This is a genomic window from Winogradskyella sp. (assembly GCF_045105575.1).
Classification (GTDB): Bacteria; Bacteroidota; Bacteroidia; order Flavobacteriales; family Flavobacteriaceae; genus Winogradskyella.
In genome coordinates, this window is record NZ_JBGCDQ010000041.1 from 1 (window position 1) to 21,598 (window position 21,598).

The 21,598-nt window shown below is 34.2% G+C and carries 18 protein-coding genes; 11 read left to right on the forward strand and 7 right to left on the reverse strand.

Annotated features, from left to right (window positions below; genetic code table 11):
- Positions 1-138 precede the first annotated feature (138 nt).
- On the reverse strand, positions 139-816 hold the full coding sequence (locus AB8B52_RS09865; protein ID WP_406027609.1) for a ComF family protein: 678 nt from the start codon (positions 814-816) through the stop codon (positions 139-141).
- Positions 817-886: 70 nt separating this feature from the next.
- Between AB8B52_RS09865 and AB8B52_RS09870 the strand changes: the two genes are divergently transcribed.
- Together AB8B52_RS09870 and AB8B52_RS09875 are read left to right on the forward strand one after the other, a co-directional pair.
- Positions 887-1,771 carry a hypothetical protein gene (locus AB8B52_RS09870; protein ID WP_406027611.1) on the forward strand — a complete coding sequence of 295 codons (885 nt, stop codon included), beginning with the start codon at positions 887-889 and terminating at the stop codon, positions 1,769-1,771.
- Between the two features lie 73 nt (positions 1,772-1,844).
- Positions 1,845-3,383 (forward strand): glycine--tRNA ligase, encoded by a 1,539-nt coding sequence (locus AB8B52_RS09875; RefSeq protein WP_406027613.1) that lies wholly within the window; start codon positions 1,845-1,847, stop codon positions 3,381-3,383.
- Between the two features lie 69 nt (positions 3,384-3,452).
- Here AB8B52_RS09875 and AB8B52_RS09880 read toward each other — a convergent pair whose 3' ends face one another.
- Positions 3,453-6,878 carry a hypothetical protein gene (locus tag AB8B52_RS09880; protein ID WP_406027615.1) on the reverse strand — a complete coding sequence of 1,142 codons (3,426 nt, stop codon included), beginning with the start codon at positions 6,876-6,878 and terminating at the stop codon, positions 3,453-3,455.
- A 200-nt stretch (positions 6,879-7,078) separates the two neighbouring features.
- Between AB8B52_RS09880 and AB8B52_RS09885 the strand changes: the two genes are divergently transcribed.
- From AB8B52_RS09885 to AB8B52_RS09895, 3 genes are all read left to right on the forward strand, one after another.
- The gene (locus AB8B52_RS09885) at positions 7,079-7,840 is read left to right on the forward strand and encodes an exodeoxyribonuclease III (RefSeq protein ID WP_406027617.1); all 762 of its coding nucleotides are present in this window, start codon (positions 7,079-7,081) and stop codon (positions 7,838-7,840) included.
- Between the two features lie 230 nt (positions 7,841-8,070).
- On the forward strand, positions 8,071-9,030 hold the full coding sequence (locus AB8B52_RS09890; protein WP_406027619.1) for an OmpA family protein: 960 nt from the start codon (positions 8,071-8,073) through the stop codon (positions 9,028-9,030).
- A 215-nt stretch (positions 9,031-9,245) separates the two neighbouring features.
- A complete protein-coding gene (locus tag AB8B52_RS09895; protein WP_406027621.1) occupies positions 9,246-10,283 on the forward strand; it encodes an aldo/keto reductase in 1,038 nt (345 codons plus the stop codon).
- Between the two features lie 103 nt (positions 10,284-10,386).
- Here AB8B52_RS09895 and AB8B52_RS09900 read toward each other — a convergent pair whose 3' ends face one another.
- A complete protein-coding gene (locus AB8B52_RS09900) occupies positions 10,387-10,857 on the reverse strand; it encodes an Lrp/AsnC ligand binding domain-containing protein (RefSeq protein WP_406027623.1) in 471 nt (156 codons plus the stop codon).
- Positions 10,858-10,963: 106 nt separating this feature from the next.
- Positions 10,964-12,328 carry a saccharopine dehydrogenase family protein gene (locus tag AB8B52_RS09905; RefSeq protein ID WP_406027625.1) on the reverse strand — a complete coding sequence of 455 codons (1,365 nt, stop codon included), beginning with the start codon at positions 12,326-12,328 and terminating at the stop codon, positions 10,964-10,966.
- Between the two features lie 82 nt (positions 12,329-12,410).
- Here AB8B52_RS09905 and AB8B52_RS09910 point away from each other — a divergent pair, with 82 nt between their 5' ends.
- Positions 12,411-12,800, forward strand: a complete 390-nt coding sequence (locus tag AB8B52_RS09910) for a DUF423 domain-containing protein (protein WP_406027627.1) — start codon at positions 12,411-12,413, stop codon at positions 12,798-12,800.
- Positions 12,801-12,865: 65 nt separating this feature from the next.
- Positions 12,866-14,482 (forward strand): phosphoenolpyruvate carboxykinase (ATP), encoded by a 1,617-nt coding sequence (pckA, locus tag AB8B52_RS09915; RefSeq protein WP_406027629.1) that lies wholly within the window; start codon positions 12,866-12,868, stop codon positions 14,480-14,482.
- 77 nt (positions 14,483-14,559) lie between these two features.
- On the opposite strand, the gene AB8B52_RS09920 is transcribed toward pckA, so the two are convergent.
- Positions 14,560-15,309, reverse strand: a complete 750-nt coding sequence (locus AB8B52_RS09920) for a uroporphyrinogen-III synthase (RefSeq protein ID WP_406027631.1) — start codon at positions 15,307-15,309, stop codon at positions 14,560-14,562.
- 16 nt (positions 15,310-15,325) lie between these two features.
- Positions 15,326-15,976, reverse strand: coding sequence for a DUF4271 domain-containing protein (locus AB8B52_RS09925; protein ID WP_406027633.1), 651 nt, complete (start codon positions 15,974-15,976; stop codon positions 15,326-15,328).
- A 516-nt stretch (positions 15,977-16,492) separates the two neighbouring features.
- Between AB8B52_RS09925 and AB8B52_RS09930 the strand changes: the two genes are divergently transcribed.
- Genes AB8B52_RS09930 through AB8B52_RS09940 form a run of 3 tightly spaced genes read left to right on the forward strand, consistent with a single transcriptional unit; the run spans position 16,493 to position 19,111 of the window.
- Entirely contained in the window at positions 16,493-17,215 is a 723-nt protein-coding gene (locus tag AB8B52_RS09930; protein ID WP_406027635.1) for a polyprenol monophosphomannose synthase, read from the forward strand.
- Between the two features lie 5 nt (positions 17,216-17,220).
- A complete protein-coding gene (locus tag AB8B52_RS09935; RefSeq protein ID WP_406027637.1) occupies positions 17,221-18,564 on the forward strand; it encodes a dihydroorotase in 1,344 nt (447 codons plus the stop codon).
- 1 nt (position 18,565) lies between these two features.
- Positions 18,566-19,111, forward strand: coding sequence for a DUF4296 domain-containing protein (locus AB8B52_RS09940; protein WP_406027639.1), 546 nt, complete (start codon positions 18,566-18,568; stop codon positions 19,109-19,111).
- Here AB8B52_RS09940 and AB8B52_RS09945 read toward each other — a convergent pair.
- Positions 19,074-20,087, reverse strand: a complete 1,014-nt coding sequence (locus AB8B52_RS09945) for an NAD-dependent epimerase/dehydratase family protein (RefSeq protein ID WP_406027641.1) — start codon at positions 20,085-20,087, stop codon at positions 19,074-19,076. The two genes, AB8B52_RS09940 and AB8B52_RS09945, sit on opposite strands and share 38 nt — an antisense overlap.
- An 88-nt stretch (positions 20,088-20,175) precedes the next feature.
- On the opposite strand from AB8B52_RS09945, the gene tyrS reads away from it, so the two are divergent.
- A complete protein-coding gene (gene tyrS / locus AB8B52_RS09950) occupies positions 20,176-21,474 on the forward strand; it encodes a tyrosine--tRNA ligase (RefSeq protein WP_406027643.1) in 1,299 nt (432 codons plus the stop codon).
- Positions 21,475-21,598: the final 124 nt, after the last annotated feature.

Below are 21,598 nucleotides of genomic sequence, written 5' to 3' on the forward strand. Positions count from 1 at the left end.
TCAAAAAAAATTCAAAATTTTTAACACCTAACACCTAACACCTAACACCTAACACCTAACACCTAACACCTAACACCTAACACCTAACACCTAACACCTAACACCTAACACCTAACACCTAAACCCACAACGCAAAAATCAATCAGCAATTGCCATAGTCGCTAAACTTAACGTAATATGATCAATTTTTAACAAAACAGAAGCGCAAGCTTCAACCGTAGCTCCTGTGGTAATAATATCATCGACTAACAGAATATGTTTGCCTGCTAAAGCGGTTTCGTTAGCAATAGCGAATAAGGCTCCATCATCATTCCAACGGGTTAATCTGGTTTTAAAAACTTGTGTTTTAGACGATTTTGTTTTGATTAAAACGGTGTCATTATAATCTGCATTCAGCGCTTTTGCAATTTCTTGTGCAAATTTAGCTACCTGATTGTAGCCGCGTTTTCGTAATTTAGTTTTGTGTAAAGGCACAGGAATAACCACATCAATTTTCTGATAAACTTCTAAAGTAGCCAATTCTGCACCAAACCATTTACCAAAGAATTCACCGATACCTTCATGGCCACGATATTTTAAATTATGAAGTATTTGCTGCACAATTCCTTTTTTAGAAAAATGTAATAATGCACTGGCATTTTCAAGTTTTACCCTACCGTAAACTACTTTTTTTACGGCTTCAGTATCTTCAAAATGAAAGTTAGTTACTGGTAAATGATGTCTGCAGCTAGTGCATAAAACCATCTCATTATCGGTTAATGCATTATTACAAGCTTCGCAAACCTTAGGAAAGAACAAGTTTAACAAGTTTTTCATCACTTCATCGATTAAAATAAATTTAAGCAGACATTACTTCTAATTTCGCATTAAATTAAGAAAATTAATAATGATAGTTAACCCTCAATTATTTAACTATAGATTAATTATAAGTTCTTTGTTGGTTGTTTTAACGGTTTTAGGAATATATAGCTACACTAAGTACAAGTCCATTGAATCTTACGAAGGATTTCTAAAACAAGAAAAAGTGTTGATAGAAAGTGAACTATCAGACCTTTTATCAAGTTACGACGATTTAAGCCAAGATTATAGTCTTATGGCTTCGCAATTAAAAGACGCGAAACTAGAAACTAGGAATGCCCTAGATTCTTTAAGATTATTAAATAGTGATTTGTCTATAATTACTAGGTTCAAAGAGCAACTTGTAGTTTTAAAGTCTAAGAATAAAGTGCTTCTCAGTACTATAGACTCTTTAAATTCTGCAAACAAACAATTGCAGAAAGACAAGCGTTATGCGCTGAATACTATAAAGGAAAATACCAATACAATCAATGATTTAGAACACGTCAATGATTCGTTAAATAAATCCATTGATAATGCAGCAGTCTTAAAAGCGAGCAATATTAGTGCAACATCTTATAGACTAAAATCAGGAAATAAACGTTTTACCGATCGTGCCAAACGTGTCAATGCCATAGATGTTTGTATCACGTTAAACGAAAATCCACTAGCATCAAAAGGAAAAAAAGATATTTATATTCAAATTGTGAGTCCTGGAGGTAATGTAGTTTCAGATCAAGGTGAAGTGACATTTGGTGATACTTCTTTAATTTATAGTAATAAGGAAGTTGTAGATTATAACAATAGAAACCTAGAAATTTGTACAGCGATAGTTGCCGATGAAGACGATAAGCCGTTTGAAAAAGGCTACTATTTTATCAATGTATTTCACGGAAATAAGAAGCTAAGTAGTACAAGTATTGAACTCATATAGTAAAACATAAAATTAAAGATATAATTTTTTAAAAACCGCTCTGTTAATCAGAGCGGTTTTCTATTTTTGTAGCATGGCAAACGACGATCAATTTAAAAAAGTAATCTCTCATGCAAAGGAGTATGGTTACGTGTTTCAGAGTAGTGAAATCTACGATGGACTTAGCGCAGTATATGATTATGCGCAGAATGGAGCAGAATTAAAGAAAAACATACGAGACTATTGGTGGAAAGCCATGGTACAGATGAATGAAAATATTGTAGGTATTGATGCTGCAATATTTATGCATCCCACAACTTGGAAGGCTTCTGGACACGTTGATGCCTTTAGCGATCCGTTAATTGATAATAAGGATTCTAAAAAGCGTTACCGAGCGGATGTTTTAGTAGAAGACTATTGTTTAAAGATTGAAGCTAAAATTGAAAAGGAAGTTAAAAAAGCCGAAAAACGTTTTGGCGAGGCTTTTAATAAAGAAGAGTTTTTGGCAACGAATGGACGTGTGGTTGGTTACCAAGAAAAAATCGATACTATTTTAAAGCGTTTAGGACAATCTTTAGAGAAAGAAGATTTAGCAGATGTGAAGGCTTTGATTGAAGAGTTGGAAATTGCTTGTCCTGTTGCAGGAAGCAGAAACTGGACAGACGTTAAGCAATTTAACCTCATGTTTGGTACAAAGCTTGGCGCTTCGGCAGAATCGGCAATGGATTTGTATTTAAGACCAGAAACTGCGCAAGGTATTTTTGTCAATTTCTTAAATGTGCAAAAAACAGGACGCTTAAAGATTCCTTTCGGAATTGCGCAAACAGGTAAAGCGTTTAGAAATGAAATTGTAGCAAGACAGTTTATTTTTAGAATGCGTGAGTTTGAACAAATGGAAATGCAATTTTTTATTAAACCAGGCACCCAAAAAGAATGGTTTGAGCATTGGAAAGCATCACGAATGAAATGGCATTTATCGCTCGGATTAGGCGAAGACAATTACCGTTTTCACGATCACGAAAAATTAGCACATTACGCAGATGCGGCTACAGATATAGAGTTTAAATTTCCATTCGGGTTTAAAGAATTGGAAGGGATTCACTCACGTACCGATTTCGATTTAAAACAACATGAAGCGTTTTCAGGAAAAAAATTACAGTATTTCGATCATGAAGATAACGAAAGCTATACTCCTTATGTCCTTGAAACTTCTATCGGTTTAGACCGTATGTTTTTAGCGGTATTTTCTAATTCCTTAGAAGAAGAAGATCTTGGCGATGGAAAAACACGAACCGTTTTAAAATTACCAGCAGTTTTAGCACCTGTAAAAGCTGCAATTTTTCCATTATTAGCAAAAGATGGTTTGCCAGAAATTGCGAAACAAATTGTTGACGATTTAAAGTGGGATTTTAATGTGGCTTACGAAGAAAAAGACACGGTTGGGAGACGTTACAGACGACAAGATGCTGCCGGAACTCCATTCTGTATAACAGTAGATCATGATACTTTAGAAGATAATACGGTAACCATTCGTCATAGAGATACTATGGATCAAAAACGGGTTAAGATTGAAGACTTAAAAGATATTATTAAAGCTGAGGTAGGTGTAAAACATTGGCTTCAAAAGATGTAACAAATTCCTGCGAAAGCAGCCATCTAATAATACAAACGCTCATGTCTTTGATTTGAGCGTTTTTTGTTTCTAAAAATAAGCCTTTAACTGAACCGTTCCTGTATGAATAGTTTGAGAGGTCTCCGTTTTTCGACCAAAGTAATTCAAGTTTAAATCTAAGTATTTGGTGAGTTTCTTTTGCGCTAATAAGCTCCACGTAAAGTTCTTTCCAGGTTGTAAACCTTCTAGTATTTGAAAGCCTACTGGTGAATTCGCATTACCAGTAAAATCATTTTGAAAGTAATTAAACTCACCTGTTAAAGCAATTTTCTGAGCATTGTTATAGGTAAAGGAAAAACCATAATTATTTTGGGCTAAGGATTCTAAATCACCAATAGTATTGTCTTTGGAGGTGTATTGGTAAAACACATCAAATTGTGCATTCTCACTAAATAAGTAGCTGAGTTTGGGCTGAAATCGGATGTCTTCAATATTAAAATTTCTATTGGCAAAGTTTTCACTAATACTTTCTTCATTGCCAAAACTGTTAGAGACATTTGCCAGCCAATTGGTAGCAAACTTATGGTTAAAATTGAGTTGATGACTCGATAATCGATTTTCTTGAAAGCCTATAGATAACAAACTCCGACTCGTATTTGTTAAAAAGGTGTAAGAAGAGGTGTAGCGTTGTTTTCCTCGGTTATAGAACAACACATTACGAACGGAATTATTTAATGCCAATTCATTGGCTTCATCTGCTTGAAAAGGGTTGAGGTTAAAATTATTGCCTTCACGTCGTATTTTCCTATCAATCAAATAAGACGTTTGATTGTAAAAATGAGAGAAGAATTTTTCGGTTTTATTTTTAGATTTACTCCATTGTTGAAAATTTAAAGTAACGGTCTGGCTCAATCTATTTTGATGCGTACGTATAAAAATTTGGTTGGGTAGCAGTACTCTAATAAAACTGCCTTGATCTGCAAATTGGGCAATTTCAAATTCATTTAATTCTTGGATACTATTTTCGTTATAATCAATCCATGTGTAAGCTCCTTGGCCAGCTTCAACTTCTACATAAGTAAAATCTTGTTGTGGTAAGGTACCGGAATTGGTTTCAAAACTGGTATTCCAAATAATAATGTTATTGAATAATTTTTGATTAAAATTAAGACGGCTGTTGATGCTTTGTTCATCTTCAACAGTAGTGTCTTCCGATTTTAAATCTCTATAATTTACAAATAGTTGAAGGTTGGTATTGGCATTTTGAATCAATCGCGATTTTAAATAATACGTATCAGACGTGTTAACACGCGCAATACTGTTAGCTCTTAAACTGTCATTAAAACGTTTTATATAACCAACTTCTGCAAATACTTTGGTGCTATCTCCAATACCTACAAAAGCTTCGTAAGCTCTAAATTTTTGACTCAGTGGTGTTAAGGAATCCGTTGCAATAATACGTTGTTCATTGTCTTCTGTGCCAAATTTCACACCTGCCCATTTTTTCTTTTTACCATAAACCATACGATTGAAAGATCGCAAAAAGGTGGAGTTGTTAATGGTACTTTCATTATTTAAAAAACTAGAATTTGAAAAGATTCTGAAATCACCTAAGTTTAAATTGGCAGAGACATTATGACGATTTCCGTTGAAGTTTTCAGCATAATTTAAATGTTCAAAATTATAAGTCGCAACGCCTTTTTTAGAATGCGATAAACGCAAGCCTGAGGTCAATAAGAGTTGGTTGCCAAAATTAAAATTGCCTTGGTCGCTTTCTGCCTCGTCCAAATTCCAATCTCTATTAAATTCTGCTCGGTACAAACGCTGAATCGTTCTAAAATCTTTTTGAATAAAATCAGCATCAACCAATGCAGATAAATTCCAAAGGCTATCGGTTTGAATGACCTTTTGTTTCCACGTCAGTTTTCCTGCAAAACCGTCATTATTACCATCATCTAAATCCGAAAATAAATTATTATCCTTTTTACTACCAGCCACTTCAAAGAAGATGTTTGTTTTTTCAGAAGGTGTAAACTTCCCATTAATTACTGCAATCTGCAAACGTTCTGGTGCAATTAATTGAATAATAGGTTCGTAATTCCCTTGAGGAATGCCAGAAATAGGTGCCACATATTCGTAAATATTACTGATAGCATTGGCATTACTTAAAATGTAATTCCCTTGATTGTTACCAACTAAGGTGAAGCGCACATTGAATAATTCGTCTTCAGGATTAGTAGAGAACACAAAAATTTCTTCTGTTCCTGTTAGTTCTTTTCGATATAAAATTCGGTTTTCAGAAAACTCGGTTGCAGATGCGGAAGCAGCGGTCATTAAAGTTCTGTCATCACCAGCAGCTGCTAAAACTTGCGTTTGTTCGGTAGATAAGTTTTGTTGTAAGGGTTGATTTTTTGCATCACTTTCAGAAAATATAGAGACATTTAAGCTCAAGGTTTCAGTGCTGTAATTGGCTCCGCCAAAAACGGTGAATCGAGAATAATTACGTTCACTAAATTGGTAATCGACCGTAATTCGCATTTCTGAAGTGATGGGAAATGTGGAGTTGAAAATAATTTCACCTGCATTATAATCAATAATATAATCCTTGTTTTCGCCACGTTCTAAGGGTAATCCATTGACGTACACAATTTCGCTTCCTGAGACGATAAGTACAAATAATTCGTTATTAGGACCACGCAATTTATAAGGCCCTTGATTCCCTTCTTGCGCTGTAAATTGTGTGGTGGTAAATTGGCCACGTACTAAAGCTCCCGAAGCAAATACGGAGGTTTTTTCATTCAAATTAGCATTAACCAATAAGCCCTGTACACGCTTTGAGAAACTGGCAAAATAACTTTGAGTATTGTCTAAGTCAATATCTCCTGCGCGTATATTCCAATCGTCGCTAAATAACTCAATAAAAACTTGATCAAACTCATCTAAACGTTGCGAATAACCACTTTCTTGTAAGGGAATATTAGCATCTTGTATAGAAGCTCTTAAGGATACTTTGTCGCTCAATTTTCCAGAAATCTGTAAATCGAGTTCACTATTTAAAACTGAGTTTTGGTTGTTACCAATGGTGACTCCTCTCGAAATACTTCCTGAAGTCGTTAAGCCATCAAAGGGAGTAAAATTTGTTTTTTTAGAGTCATTTTGAAGCGTATAAAGTTGTTGAAATTTAGAAGAGCGGTCTACAATAACCGCATCATCTAATTGTTTATAGACTTGGGTTAAAAATTTAGGATAACGCAAGTATGAAATGGTGATGGTATCCATTTCTAGCGGTTGTTTAAAACGTAAAATGGCTTTGGCAAAATCAACGGTGTAAAGCGTCGAGTCTAAAATCTTAAGGGCTTTGGTTTTTACTACAAATCGCGATGGATTAATACTCACCGAATCAATAAGTATAGAATCTTTTACAGCTACTTTTTTCTGTCTGTAATTACGATCTTGTTCTTGGGAATAGCCCAAAAAGCAAGACAGTAGTAATAGAAAAAGTAAAGTAAACTTCATGTTAAGTTATAACTGTTTTAAGCGCAGAATATTTTATGGTTTAATGGGTATTGATTTCTGTTTTGTTGGTAAAATAAAAATTTGGATCAAGTTCGTTAAATGATGCTTAAAATAATGCTGTAAAAGTAGCGTATTATTTAATTTAGCAGTTAATGGATTGTTTAACTAAAATGAGGGTCTCACTTTTGTGAGATATGCATATGAAAATAGTATCATATAATGTAAATGGCATTAGAGCAGCTGTAAATAAAGGCTTTATAGAATGGTTAAGTGCCACAGATCCAGATGTGGTTTGCTTGCAAGAAATTAAAGCTATGGAAGAGCAACTCGATTTAGACTTGTTTACCGAAGCTGGTTATGAGTATAATTATTGGTTTAGCGCGCAGAAAAAAGGTTATAGTGGAGTGGCTATTTTGTCTAAAACAAAACCTAACCATATAGAATTTGGTACTGGTATTGAATCTATGGATTTTGAAGGCAGAAATATCAGAGTGGATTACGATAACGTTTCTGTAATGAGTATGTATTTACCATCAGGAACCAATGATGCACGTTTAGCCCATAAGTTTGAATACATGGATTTAATCCGTGAGTATTTAAATAACCTACAGAAAGAAAAACCGAATTTAGTGGTTTGTGGTGATTATAATATTTGTCATGAAGCTATTGATATTCACAACCCAAAAATGAAAGGCGTTTCAGGATTTTTACCAGAAGAACGTGAGTGGCTTGGAGATTTTATTGATAGCGGATTTATTGATAGCTTTAGGTATTTACATCCTGAGCGTCAAGAATATTCTTGGTGGAGCTATAGAGCAAATTCAAGAGCAAATAACAAAGGTTGGCGTTTAGATTATGCTATGGTAAGTGCACCATTACAAGAAAAAATAAAACGAAGCGTTATACTAACGGAGGCGGTTCATAGTGACCATTGTCCGATTTTAGTTGAATTGGATGTTTAGTATGGATTCGAATTTGAAATTGAACTCGTCTGTATCCTGCAAGGTTTCAAAAACTTTGTAGGTATAAATCTAGAAGAACTCGAAGCTGAAATTGAAATCTAACCCGATTCTTTCACGCAAAGTTTTTTGGTCGCTGAGCGAAGTCGAAGTGAGGCGAAGTTAAACTTTGAATTAGAACCTAAATCTGAAATTGAAAATCCAGCAAATAACTTAACAAAAAACAACATAAAATGATAAAAAAACTGTTAATATTAGCACTGACACTCACACTGTTTACATCTTGTGTGTCTAAGAAAATTTACACGGATCTTGAAGATAAATATGCAAATTTAAAAAGGGAAAACAGAACATTAACTGATGATGTTGAAGCCTTATCAAAAGAAAAGAATACGCTAAATAACGATTTTGATAAGTTGCAAACTAGTTATGATGACGCATTAAGGTCACTTGATAAATACCAAACCGATTTTGCGGCTGCAAAATCAAATCTAGAAACTTTAAAAGCATCGTACAAAGCGTTAGAAGAAAATAGTTCGGCATCTATTGCGAAGAATTCTCAGAAAAATAGAGAGCTTTTAGCACAACTTGAAGCCAAAGAACAGGCTTTAGCAACTGAAAATGGTCGGTTAAATAGTTTGAAACAAGAATTAGAAAGCCGTTCACAACGTGTTGCAGAGTTAGAAAATATGATTGCTGAAAAAGAGGCTGCGATGCGACAGTTAAAAGATGCCATTTCTAAAGCTTTAACAAATTTTGAAGGTAAAGGCTTAACGGTTGAGCAACGCAATGGTAAGGTTTATATTTCTATGGAAAATAAATTATTGTTTGAATCTGGTAGCTGGTATGTTGGTGCTCAAGGTAAACAAGCGGTACAACAATTAGGAAGTGTCTTGGCTGAAAACCCTGAAATTTCAGTTTTAATTGAAGGCCATACAGATAATGTGCCTTATAAGGGTAATGCGCAATTAAGTGGTAACTGGGATTTATCTGCAAAACGTGCTACTGCTATTGTAAATATCCTTAGAGAAAATGAAATCATTAATCCTGAAAATTTAACAGCGGCTGGTCGTGGAGAGTTTGCACCAATAGCCTCTAATGATACAGCAGAAGGTAAAGCAAAAAACAGACGTATTGAAGTGATCTTGACGCCAAAGCTGGATGAGATTTCTAAACTTTTGAATGATATTTAGACACTAGACACTAGATATTTTATAATAGTGTTAGCGCGCGTTTGCAACGCGTGCTTCTTTAAAATTTATTAACAAACATTTAGACCTCACAGGTTTTTAAAACCTGTGAGGTCTCCTTACTTTTGTAAATATCAAATTGTCACTTCGAACGAAGTAGAGAAGTCTTAAAAATTAAGTCTAACGAAAAACAGATTCCTGCCTTTGCAGGAAGTACTATGAAATACACAACACTCCCACACACAGATATAAAAGTCAGTAAAATTTGCCTTGGCACCATGACTTGGGGCAACCAAAACACCCAGGACGAAGGCTTTGCGCAAATGGATTTAGCTTTAGATAAAGGTGTAAATTTCTTTGATGTAGCCGAATTATATCCAGTTCCTGCAACGGCAGAAACTTATGCCGAAACGGAGCGTATTATTGGTAACTGGTTTGCAAAAACAGGAAACAGAGATAAGGTTGTTTTAGCAACAAAAATTGCAGGTCCTGGTGATTATACAGCACATATTAGAACTACAGGTTTTAGTAAAGACGCACTTAACGAAGCTGTTGATAATAGTTTAAAACGCTTACAAACCGATTATATAGATTTATATCAATTGCATTGGCCAGAACGAACTACTAATACCTTTGGTGTAAGAGATTATACGCCAAATCAAAACGACCAATGGGAAGATAATTTTAATGAAGTACTACATAATTTAGATACCATTGTAAAATCTGGAAAAGTGCGACAAATTGGAATTTCTAACGAAAAAGCTTGGGGAACGATGCGTTATTTAGAAGAATCTAAGCAGCATAATTTACCAAGAGCCATTACCATACAAAATGCTTACTCTTTATTAAATCGTGTTTTTGAAGGCGATATGGCAGAAATTGCACATCGTGAAAATATTGGCTTATTGGCCTATTCACCTATGGCATTTGGTGTACTATCTGGTAAATACATAAAAGGAACAGCCGCAGACAATGCAAGATTAAAGGTGTTTCCAAGATTTGCAAGATATAGCAGTGAGAAAGCTACCGAAGCTACGAAACGTTATTTAAAAATTGCTGAGGAAAATAATATGTCTTTAGCACAAATGGCTTTAGCATTTGTAACGGATAGACCTTTTATGACCAGTAATATTATTGGAGCGACTAATATTGCGCAATTAGAAGAAAATATTGACAGTGCAAATATCTCTTTATCCGAGGATGTTATAAAAGCTATAAATGCTGTGCATGCTGAGATTCCTAATCCTGCGCCATAATATTTATTATTTGGTTTAGCACTCGTCGCAGACGAGCGCCAGCTACTAAATATATTAAGAGTTAGCGCTCGTTTGCAACGAGTGCTATTATTTACTTAAAAACTTATATTTTAATCTGCCGATTAATTTGTTCCTGTAAAGAAATAAAAGTCTCTGTCCTAGAAACACCTTTGATACTTTGTATTTCAGAATTAAGCACATGCATCAAATGCTCATTGTCTTTAGATAAAATTTTAATAAAGATGGACCAGTTGCCTGTGGTGTAATGACATTCTATCACTTCAGGAATTTTCTGTAATTGTCTTACCGCTTCCGGATTACTAATCGCTTTATCTAAATAAACTCCAACAAAAGCCATAGTGGTATAACCTAATGCCTTCGGATTAATAATAAATTTAGAACCTGCTAATAATCCAGATTTTTCCAATTTCTTTAAACGCTGATGAATGGCAGCTCCCGAAATACCCACATTACGCGCAATTTCAAGAATTGGAGTTCTGGCATCTGCCATTAAAGCACGCAGTATTTTTTTATCAATACCGTCAATGTAAATACCATTATCGTTGATCTTCATCTTATGTTCACTTTAAATTTGAAAGTCTAAAATAAGAAAATGATTTCAAATTGAAACAATTAATTGTCTTAATTCTAACAGCACAGCGGTCTTTAAGTTTTTTTAATTAAATATTCAAAGGATTATAACCAAGATAAGGCACGTCATATTCTTTAAATACAATATCGTAAGCTTCTAATTCTTTTAATATAGGCGTATAAACTTCTTCTGTAATTGGTATTTGCACTCCTGGTGTTTTTATTTTGCCGTTAAGTATGGCTAAGGTGGCTATTGCCACTGGTAATCCAACGGTTTTTGCCATGGCAGTGTAGGTTTGATCTTTTCCAAGGGTCACCATGGTAGCATCAATCTGATATTTTTCGCCATGAAGTTCGTATCCAAATTTATGATACATTACCAGCATGTCTTTATCCTTTGGACTAAGCGTCCAGCTATCCATTAAAATCTTTTGAAGAATTTGGGCAGGCGTGGCTTTATCTAACTCCACCATTTTTTTAGGATTAAAAATATCAAGTTCTAAAAACTTATCCCAAACAATATCATCTTGGTCAATTTTTAGGGCATGCCTAAATTTAAGTTCAACAGAATCGGTTGGACTATAAGGTAAAAACGAATTTACAAAATCGCGATAACTCATGTTAATGCTATCGTCAATGGTGTAGCTATCATCTGTCATACCTAATTGTACAAAAACATTCCAAGCTCTACTGAATCCGACACGTCGCATCGTACCGCGATACAAGGTTTTAACATGGTCTAAACTGTAAACATCTTGGTATTTTAATGAATCGCGATTGGCATAAGCTTCAAAACGACCAAAACCTTCAACATCTAAAAATTCGGTACGTCTAAATAAGCGGTTATACGGAATGTACTTAAATTGATTTTCTTGCAAAAATTTAGCAGCTCCACCTTGTCCTGCCACCACAACGTTTCTTGGGTTCCATGTAAATTTATAGTTCCACAAATTGTTATCGCTTTCTGGAGCTACAAGGCCTCCAGTAAAGGATTCAAACAAAATTAATTTACCACCTTTCGCTCTAATACGATTAATAACTTGCATCGCACTCATATGATCTAAGCCAGGATCTACACCAATTTCATTCATAAAAATGAGGTTATTAGCTTTAACGTCTTTATCTAGGGCTTGCATTTCTGGACTTACATAAGATGCTGTAACCATATGTTTTTTGTAAGTAATACAATCTTTAGCAACTTCAATATGAAAACGTGCAGGTAGCATAGAAATGACGATATCTGCTTTTTTAACAGCGTCAACGCGCGAGTGTTCATCAAAGACATCTAAATGAATAACGTCAGTACTTGGATGATGATCCACCAGTTTTTTCGCATTGTCTACATTGAGATCTCCAATGGTGATATGAAGCTCTTCAGACTGAGATTTATCTAGTAAATATTTTATAAGGTATGATGAAGATTTACCTGCACCAATAATTAAAATGTTTCGCATAATGGGTTTATATAACTAATTTTGTACTTCACGAAAGTAGTAAATAGAATAGGCATTAAAAACCGAAAAGCCATTTTTAATTATGAACAAAACACTATTAATTACCGGAACTATTTTAGGCATTTTAGGCATTATTTTAGGAGCTTTTGCAGCACATGGTTTAGAGAAGTTGGTGGATGCAGATGCTATTAAATCTTTTGAAACAGGTGTGCGTTACCAGCTCTATCATGCTTTTTTTCTTTTAATACTCGGTAGCACGTCTTTTGTGAGTTTAAAATCTAAAAAAATAATCTTCTACTTGGTTCTTTTGGGAGTCCTTTTCTTTTCAGGTTCTATATTTGGTTTGGCAACAAATACGCTGTCAAGCTTTGATTTTAAGACGATTGCTTTAGTTACACCCATTGGTGGATTGCTATTAATTATGGCTTGGATGGTGATGTTAATCGGCATAATAAGAAGTAAGGTCGATTAATGTTAATCTCCTATGCGTTTTAAAAATAATATTTTAGTTTTGCAGCACTAAATACTATATATATTATGGCAAACCATTCTCAATCAACGAAAACGATTTCGTTGGATCACTATGGAATTAAAAATGCAAAAATCAATTACCAACTTTCTTCAGATGAACTTCATGCTGAAACCATCGCTAAAAACCAAGGAGTAGATTCCGCTTCGGGAGCTTTAGCAGTCAATACTGGTGAGTTTACAGGACGTTCTCCTATGGACAGATTTATTGTGAAAGACGACATCACAGAAGATAAAGTTTGGTGGGGAAATATTAACATTCCGTTTGAGAGTGATAAATTTCAGAAATTATATGATAAAGTCGTTGCCTATTTGTCTGAAAAAGAATTGTATGTGCGTGATAGTTATGCATGTGCAGACGAAGATTATAAATTAAATATTAGAGTTATTAACGAATATCCTTGGAGTAACATGTTTGCGTACAACATGTTTTTACGTCCTACGGAAGCTGAGCTAAACGGTTTTTCGCCTGAGTGGACAGTTGTAAACGCTCCAGGTTTTATGGCAGATCCAGAAGTAGATGGCACACGTCAGCATAACTTTGCAATATTAGATTTTACACGTAAGATTGCCTTAATAGGTGGTACTGGTTATACAGGTGAAATTAAAAAAGGGATCTTTTCTGCTCTAAATTTTATTCTTCCTGTATTTAAAAACACCTTACCAATGCATTGTAGTGCTAATGTGGGTAAAGAAGGAGATACCTCAATTTTCTTTGGTTTATCTGGCACAGGAAAAACAACCTTATCTACAGATCCTAATAGAAGTTTAATTGGTGACGACGAACATGGTTGGACGAAAGAAAACACCGTATTTAATTTTGAAGGCGGTTGCTACGCTAAAGTAATTAATTTGTCGCAAGAGCAAGAACCAGAGATTTTTGCTGCGATTAAAAAAGGAGCGATTCTTGAAAATGTGATTATGGACGACCAAGGCAATGTTGATTTTGCCGATACGTCTATAACTCAGAATACAAGAGTAAGTTACCCTATATATCATATCGATAATATTAGAGAGCCATCTGCAGGTAGCAACCCAAAAAATATATTTTTCTTAACGGCTGACGCGTTTGGAGTATTACCTCCAATATCTAAGTTAACACCAAGTCAGGCAGCATACCATTTTATTTCTGGTTACACAGCGAAAGTTGCAGGTACAGAAGCAGGTGTTGTAGAGCCAGTACCAAGTTTTTCGGCTTGTTTTGGTGCGCCTTTTATGCCTTTACATCCTACAAAATATGCCGATATGTTAAGCAAAAAAATGCTCGAAGCTGGAGTGAACGTTTGGTTGGTAAATACAGGTTGGACAGGCGGTCCTTACGGAGTCGGTACACGTATGAAATTAAAATACACACGTGCTATGATTAACGCAGCTTTAAATGGTGATTTAGGTGATTATACATATGAAGATTATCACATCCATTCCGTATTTGGTGTGGCACAACCAAGATCTTGTCCTGGTGTACCAACCGAAGTGTTGAGCCCAAGAACAACATGGAATAATGACGAAGCGTATTATAAAATGGCTTTTAAATTATCGAATTCGTTTAGACACAACTTTAAGAAATTTGAGTCGTATGCGTCTGAAGAAATTAGACGTGGCGGACCACAACGTTATGCCTTTTAGTACTAAGGTTTAAAACTAAAAAAGCGATTCTAAATTTAGAATCGCTTTTTTTTATGTTTTCAAGTATGAATCTTTAGTTACTTTCCTTTATTAATAGCATCTATATATTTCTGTAAAGCCATACTCATAGATGGTGTTTCAGGTGTTGGTGCAGAGATATCTACACGTAATCCTTTTTCTTCAACGGCTTTTACAGTGGTGTTTCCAAATACAGCAATACGTGTTTCGTTTTGCTGAAAATCAGGAAAATTATGAAATAAGGAATCGATTCCAGAAGGACTAAAAAATACTAAAATATCATAGGTAACATTAGATAAATCAGATAAGTCACTAATGACGGTTTTATAAAATGTAGCTTGTTTCCAACGTACACCTAAATCATTTAATATTTCTGGTATTACAGGTTTTACTTTATCCGTAGTCGGTAATAAAAAAGCTTCGTCTTTATATTTTTTTATTAAAGGGATTAAATCTTCAAAAGTACGTTTACCTACATATATTTTGCGCTTTCTGTACACCACATATTTCTGTAAATAATAAGCAACAGCTTCGGACTGGCAAAAGTACTTTAACGAATCGGGCACTTTAAAGCGCATTTCGTCTGCAACTCTAAAGAAGTGATCGACTGAATTTCTACTTGTAAGAATGATAGCTGTATATTGACTAAGATCAACTTTTTGTTGTCTTACATCTTTTGATGATACACCTTCAACATGTATAAAGGGTCTAAAGTCTACCTTAACCTTTTGCTTTTCTTGTAAATCAAAGTAAGGAGAGTTCTCTATTTTAGGCTCTGGCTGTGATACTAAAATTGTTTTCACTTTCATACGGAAACCTTGTGTTTTAAGCGTTATATTCCCTAATAACCTTATACAAAAGTACATAAGGCCCAATTTCGAGAGCGCAAAGATACAACAAAAAATAGAAAAAATTGGGATTAATTAATTTTTGATAGGTTTTGAAAGAGGTTAAAAACCCAATGAGATTAATGAGACAAACCACAGATATACAAGTAATAATGAGGCCTTTGGTATAGCGATCTGTATAAAGTAGAAACAAATTTGTGGCTAAAAATATAAGACCAGAAAAGTTTTTGAAGGTTGTTTTTTGAAATAAATAAAAATCAATGACGCTATCCATTTCAAAAAGGCTACCAATAAGCCGCTCTAAAAGAATTTTAATAATTATAATGGTTGAAACAGCAAATAATAATTTTAAGAATGTTACCAATTCAAAACCTAGTGGAGATACAAAGGTGGAATAGGTGAAATATATAAAGATACTGAACGATACGCTGAGGTTTATAAAGAGAAAACTATCAAATTGATCTATAAATTTTTGATCCTTACTATAAATTTTTAGATATTTAGAATTCCCAATAACATACATAAAGTCATTAAACCGAAGTGTATTTAAATATTTTGCAACCACAATAGCAAATAAGCCTATGATTGTAAAAATGGTAAACCACTCGTGTGTAACGTAATTCCGCATTTGGCTAAATTATAAAGAAAAGTGAGGTAATCCCAAATGAATTTTAAAATGATTTACCAATCCGTCGCTCCACGTAAACATAGCACTATTTAATTTGTTTCTTTTTTCGCCTGTTTTCTTTATTTCTAAACATATGATTTTAAGAGGTCACTTCATAACGTTAAAGCTTCACTTCGTAAAAATTGTCTAAAAATGACATCAAATTATAAAAACGGCTTATTTACAACCAGACTCTAAATATATTAGAAATACAATTTTTCAGAGTCAATATCCCAGATTTTAAATATAAATCTGAACATAATTTTAAGATAAGTTGCCAAACGTTTTACAATGGTGTGTGACATAGGTGAGTTAGATTATGAGAATAAGCCCAACTTCTAAGCGTTAAAAGCGTAGTGGTCTTATCTCTCTTTTTCTTATTTATCAAAAAAGTTAATTCGAGCCTATAATCCATTAAAAACTTTATTTTTGTTAAAATTCTAAGCACTGCGCAGTAGTGTATTTAAAAGTGATTTCATGTCTGACGCTATTGTCATCATCCCAACCTATAACGAGATTGAAAATATAGAATCAATCGTGAGAGCTGTATTTTCTCAAGAAAAGGCATTTCACATCCTAATTGTAGATGATAATTCGCCTGACCATACAGGTGACAAAGTAAAAGAACTTCAATTAGAATTTAAAGATCAATTATTTTTGCTAGAGCGGAAACAAAAAAGCGGTCTAGGTTCCGCGTACATTGCTGGTTTTCAGTGGTCTTTAGAAAAAGCATACCAGTATGTTTTTGAAATGGATGCTGATTTTTCGCATAATCCAGATGATTTGCAACGATTGTACGATGCCTGTGCCATAGATGGAGCCGATATTTCAGTGGGTTCGCGTTACGTAAAAGGCATTACAGTAGTCAATTGGCCAATGTCACGGATCTTATTATCTTATGGTGCCTCGCGTTACGTAAGATTGATAACACGGATGACAGTTAAAGATTCTACTGCTGGCTTTGTCTGTTATAAAAGGGCGGTTTTAGAAGCCATTGATTTAAATAAAATAAAGTTTATAGGTTATGCGTTTCAAATTGAAATGAAATTTAAAGCCCATAAAAAAAATTTTAAAATTGTAGAAATACCAGTTATATTTAAAGATAGAACCAAAGGAAAATCCAAAATGAGCAGCAGTATTATTTCTGAAGCTATTTTTGGTGTCATCAGTTTAAAGTTAAAAAGTTTATTTTCTAATTAGAAATCATGAAACGAAGTACCCTCATAAAAAACGCAAGAATCGTCAACGAAGGAAAGATCATTGAAGGTGATATTCTTATCGAAGACAATATCATTAAACAAATAGACACATCCATCAGTGTTAAGTCGGCTGATATGGTTTTAATTGATGTTGAAGGCAATTATGTATTGCCAGGTATGATTGACGATCAGGTACATTTTAGAGAACCAGGATTAACGCATAAAGCCAATATAGAAACAGAATCGAGAGCAGCCTTAGCTGGTGGTATTACGTCATTTATTGAAATGCCTAATACAGTGCCGCAAACGACAACTGTAGAAAAGTTAGAAGAAAAGTTTGCCATTGCAGCAAAGTCTTCTCACGCTAATTATTCGTTTATGTTTGGTGGTACTAACGATAATTTAGATGAAATTTTAAAGGTAGACTCTAAGACCGTAGCAGGTTTAAAAATATTTTTAGGGTCGTCTACAGGAAACATGTTAGTGGATGACCCAAAAGTATTAGAAAAAATATTTTCGAGTACTGATATGGTAATTTCTGTACATTGTGAAGATGAAGCTACTATTAGAAAAAACCTCGCAAAGTATACCGCTGAGTATGGTGATGACATTCCTATGGAGCTTCATCCGATTATTCGAAGTGAAGAAGCTTGTTACTTATCATCTTCAAAAGCAATTGAATTGGCAAAGAAAACAGGAGCACGATTACATGTCTTTCATCTATCAACAGGAAAGGAAACCAATTTGTTTTCAAATAAAATACCACTAAAAGATAAAAAAATAACGGCTGAGGTGTGTATTCATCATTTATGGTTTACGGATCAAGATTACGCCAAAAAAGGAAGTCATATTAAATGGAATCCTGCCGTAAAAACCGCTAGCGACAGAGATCAACTTTGGAAAGCTTTGCTGGATGACAGAATTGACGTGATTGCAACAGACCACGCACCACATACTTTAGAAGAAAAAAATAACCCTTACATCAGCGCACCATCTGGTGGACCCTTAGTGCAACATGCCCTTGTGGCTCTTATGGAAGCACATCATCAAGGTGAAATTTCAGTCGAAAAAATTGTGGAGAAGGCTTGTCATAATCCTGCGATATTATTTGATGTAGAAAAACGAGGTTATATAAAAGAAGGGTATTTTGCAGATTTGGTTATTATAGATCCTCAAAATCCTTGGACAGTTAATAAAAGTAATATTCTCTACAAATGTAGTTGGTCTCCTTTTGAGGGCAACACATTTAAAAGTAGAATTACACATACCTTTGTAAATGGACGTTTAGCTTACAACAATTTTAAGGTTTTGGATGTTAAAGCAGGCGAACGATTAACTTTTAATAGATAACATGTTAAAACATATTGGTATCATCATACTATTAGGTGTTTTTGTTTTTGCCTGTAATGGTTCAAACAATCGTAAGAAACCAGATAACCTAATATCAAAAAACCAAATGTCAGATCTGTTGTATGATTTGTACCTCATTAACGGAGCCAAAGGTGTTAATAGAAAATTACTAGAAAAAAACGGTCTTAATCCAGAAAAGTACATCTTAGAAAAATACAATATTGATAGCGCACAATTTGCAAATAGCAATACTTATTATGCCTTCGATACCGAGACTTATAAAGCGATTGTGGATAAGGTGAAAGCCAGATTAGAAAAAGAAAAGGAAGCGTTTGAAGTCATTAAGGAAAGAGAAGAAGATTCTATTCAAAAGCGAAAAGATTCCATTAGGGAACAACGTGAAAAGTTAAGAGATTCTTTGAAAAGTAGCGATAGTTTGGCCTTAAAAATAGATAGTTTAGATTTTAAAGAATTCAAGCCGAAGTCTACACGTGCTAAAAATAGAATAGCTAAAGATCTTTTAAAAATAGTTGACTCACTTCGTTAATAGATGTTTTAATAGGTTTAAACTGAAAATTTAAAGCATCTTTTATTTTTGAAGCATCATAAACAGTGACACTAATAGCGGAGGTTGCAGTTTGTTTAGATAAGCTTCTACGTTTTCCTAAAATTAGGTGACTAAGCCAATCTAATCTCCAAGCCATACCTAACAACCAAGGTTTAGCTTCCTTTTTTGGAGGCTTTACATTGAGAGATTTAGCAGTTTCGGTGAAAAAGGTTTCAAAACTTAAATTTTCTGAAACTAAAATGAAACTTTCATTTTTAATAGGACTTGCCATCAGTTGCAGCATTGTTTGAACCACATCCCAAATATCTACATAACCAGTCATACCTTTTGTATAATACTTAGTGCCCTTATAAATACGTTTAAAAAAATGACCACTACTGGCTCCATGCCAATAACCAGCACCTAAAATAATACCTGGGTTTACAATTACGGCATCCAAGCCTTCTTGCGTACCACGCCAAACTTCAAGTTCTGCTCCATATTTTGTTATGGCATAAACACTATTATCATCTTCAGGATTCCAATCTGTTTTTTCTGTGATTAATTTTTCAGGATTTGCATAATGTCCTAAAGCTGAAATAGAACTCACATAACACAATTTTTTTACGTTATGGCTTAAACATAAATTAACAATATTGGCCGTCCCTTCAATATTTATTTTTCGTAAAAGTTTGTATTTGTCAGGTTCAAAAGATACAAATGCAGCACAGTGATATACAGAGGTAATATCTTTAAAGGCATGTTGAAGTTGAGGAATATTAGTGATATCAGCTTCGACCCATTCAATTTTATTAAAAAGTGTATCAGCATCATCGCTAAAATAGGAGAAGACGTGTTTAACGCGTTCTAGTGTTTTTTCGCGTCGGTAAATGGCACGTACAGCTGTATGACTTTCTGTAAGTTTAAAAAGCAAATGCGAACCAACTAAGCCTGTACCACCTGTTACTAAAATCATAGGGTAAAGTTACGCTTTTTTAGATTTGTCTTTTGTCTTTACGGACGGAAACATATCTTTGTACGAATATAATTAGAACAAAAATATAATGGGAAAGCATTTTGTAGAAGAATTAACATGGAGAGGCATGTTGCACGATAGTATGCCTGGCGTAGAAGAACATTTAAGTGAAGCCATGCGCAGGGCTTATGTTGGTTTTGATCCAACGGCAGATTCTTTACATATCGGAAATTTAGTACCTATTATGTTGTTAGCACATTACCAACGTTGTGGACACAAACCAGTAGCTTTGGTTGGTGGAGCAACAGGTATGATTGGTGATCCTTCCGGAAAATCAAGCGAGCGTAACCTCTTAGATGAAAAAACATTACGTCACAATCAAGAAGCGATAAAAAAGCAATTATCTCATTTTTTAGATTTTGAAAGTAGTGCAGATAATGCGGCAGTTTTGGTGAATAACTATGATTGGATGAAAGACTTTTCATTTCTTGAATTCATAAGAGATGTAGGCAAGCATATTACCGTAAATTATATGATGGCTAAGGATTCTGTAAAGAATAGAATTTCTAGCGAATCTACTAATGATGGCATGAGTTTTACCGAATTCACGTACCAATTGGTGCAAGGCTATGATTTTTTACATTTATACAGAGCTAATAATTGTAGCATCCAAATGGGTGGAAGCGATCAATGGGGAAATATCACTACAGGTACTGAGCTGATAAGGCGTGTTGGAGGTGGAAAAGGTTATGCCATTACTTGTCCGTTAATTACAAAAAGTGATGGTTCTAAGTTTGGTAAATCTGAAGGTGGAAACGTATGGCTAGATGCTAACAGAACATCACCTTATAAGTTTTACCAATATTGGTTAAACTCTAGTGATGAAGATGCCGAAAAATATATTAAAATTTTCACGTTTTTAACCCAGTCTGAGATTGAAAGTATTATTGAAGCCCATAACACTGATCCTGGATTTAGAGTTTTACAAAAACGTTTAGCTGAAGAAATAACCACAATGGTACATTCTAAAGACGAATTTGAAAATGCAGTAAAAGCATCTAAAATTTTGTTTAGTAAATCGTTTAAAGAAGAGATTACCACTTTAAATGAAAAAACATTTTTAGATATTTTTGAAGGAGTAAAGCAAGCAGAAATATCAAAATCCGAGTTTAACGAAGGTCTAGATATGATTGGCGCTTTAGCTGCAAAAACAAACTTTCTAAGTTCTAATGGAGATGCAAGACGTGCTTTGAAAGAAAATGCAATTGCCGTTAATAAAGAAAAAGTAAAAGACGACTATATTTTGTCTTCTGAAGATTTAATAAATGATAAGTATATCATTTTAAGCCGAGGAAAGAAGACTAACTTTATTTTAAAGGTGGTTTAAGTTTGTGTCTTTAATCGGTTATGATTAGACTTCAAAGGTTTTTAAAACCTTTGAGGTCTTTTTTTGTATAAAAAAAAGTGCCCAAAATTTCTTTCGAGCACTCTCAACCAATCAATCAACTTAT

Excerpts from the sequence above, each read along its gene's own strand:
- AB8B52_RS09885 (WP_406027617.1), top strand. The coding sequence starts at position 7,079 with ATGAAAATAGTATCATATAATGTAAATGGCATTAGAGCAGCTGTAAAT.
- AB8B52_RS09900 (WP_406027623.1), bottom strand. The coding sequence starts at position 10,857 with ATGAAGATCAACGATAATGGTATTTACATTGACGGTATTGATAAAAAA.
- AB8B52_RS09910 (WP_406027627.1), top strand. The coding sequence starts at position 12,411 with ATGAACAAAACACTATTAATTACCGGAACTATTTTAGGCATTTTAGGC.
- AB8B52_RS09895 (WP_406027621.1), top strand. The coding sequence starts at position 9,246 with ATGAAATACACAACACTCCCACACACAGATATAAAAGTCAGTAAAATT.
- AB8B52_RS09880 (WP_406027615.1), bottom strand. The coding sequence starts at position 6,878 with ATGAAGTTTACTTTACTTTTTCTATTACTACTGTCTTGCTTTTTGGGC.
- AB8B52_RS09905 (WP_406027625.1), bottom strand. The coding sequence starts at position 12,328 with ATGCGAAACATTTTAATTATTGGTGCAGGTAAATCTTCATCATACCTT.
- AB8B52_RS09890 (WP_406027619.1), top strand. The coding sequence starts at position 8,071 with ATGATAAAAAAACTGTTAATATTAGCACTGACACTCACACTGTTTACA.
- AB8B52_RS09920 (WP_406027631.1), bottom strand. The coding sequence starts at position 15,309 with ATGAAAGTGAAAACAATTTTAGTATCACAGCCAGAGCCTAAAATAGAG.
- AB8B52_RS09930 (WP_406027635.1), top strand. The coding sequence starts at position 16,493 with ATGTCTGACGCTATTGTCATCATCCCAACCTATAACGAGATTGAAAAT.
- AB8B52_RS09870 (WP_406027611.1), top strand. The coding sequence starts at position 887 with ATGATAGTTAACCCTCAATTATTTAACTATAGATTAATTATAAGTTCT.
- tyrS (WP_406027643.1), top strand. The coding sequence starts at position 20,176 with ATGGGAAAGCATTTTGTAGAAGAATTAACATGGAGAGGCATGTTGCAC.
- AB8B52_RS09945 (WP_406027641.1), bottom strand. The coding sequence starts at position 20,087 with ATGATTTTAGTAACAGGTGGTACAGGCTTAGTTGGTTCGCATTTGCTT.
- AB8B52_RS09935 (WP_406027637.1), top strand. The coding sequence starts at position 17,221 with ATGAAACGAAGTACCCTCATAAAAAACGCAAGAATCGTCAACGAAGGA.
- AB8B52_RS09925 (WP_406027633.1), bottom strand. The coding sequence starts at position 15,976 with ATGCGGAATTACGTTACACACGAGTGGTTTACCATTTTTACAATCATA.
- AB8B52_RS09865 (WP_406027609.1), bottom strand. The coding sequence starts at position 816 with ATGAAAAACTTGTTAAACTTGTTCTTTCCTAAGGTTTGCGAAGCTTGT.
- AB8B52_RS09940 (WP_406027639.1), top strand. The coding sequence starts at position 18,566 with ATGTTAAAACATATTGGTATCATCATACTATTAGGTGTTTTTGTTTTT.
- AB8B52_RS09875 (WP_406027613.1), top strand. The coding sequence starts at position 1,845 with ATGGCAAACGACGATCAATTTAAAAAAGTAATCTCTCATGCAAAGGAG.
- pckA (WP_406027629.1), top strand. The coding sequence starts at position 12,866 with ATGGCAAACCATTCTCAATCAACGAAAACGATTTCGTTGGATCACTAT.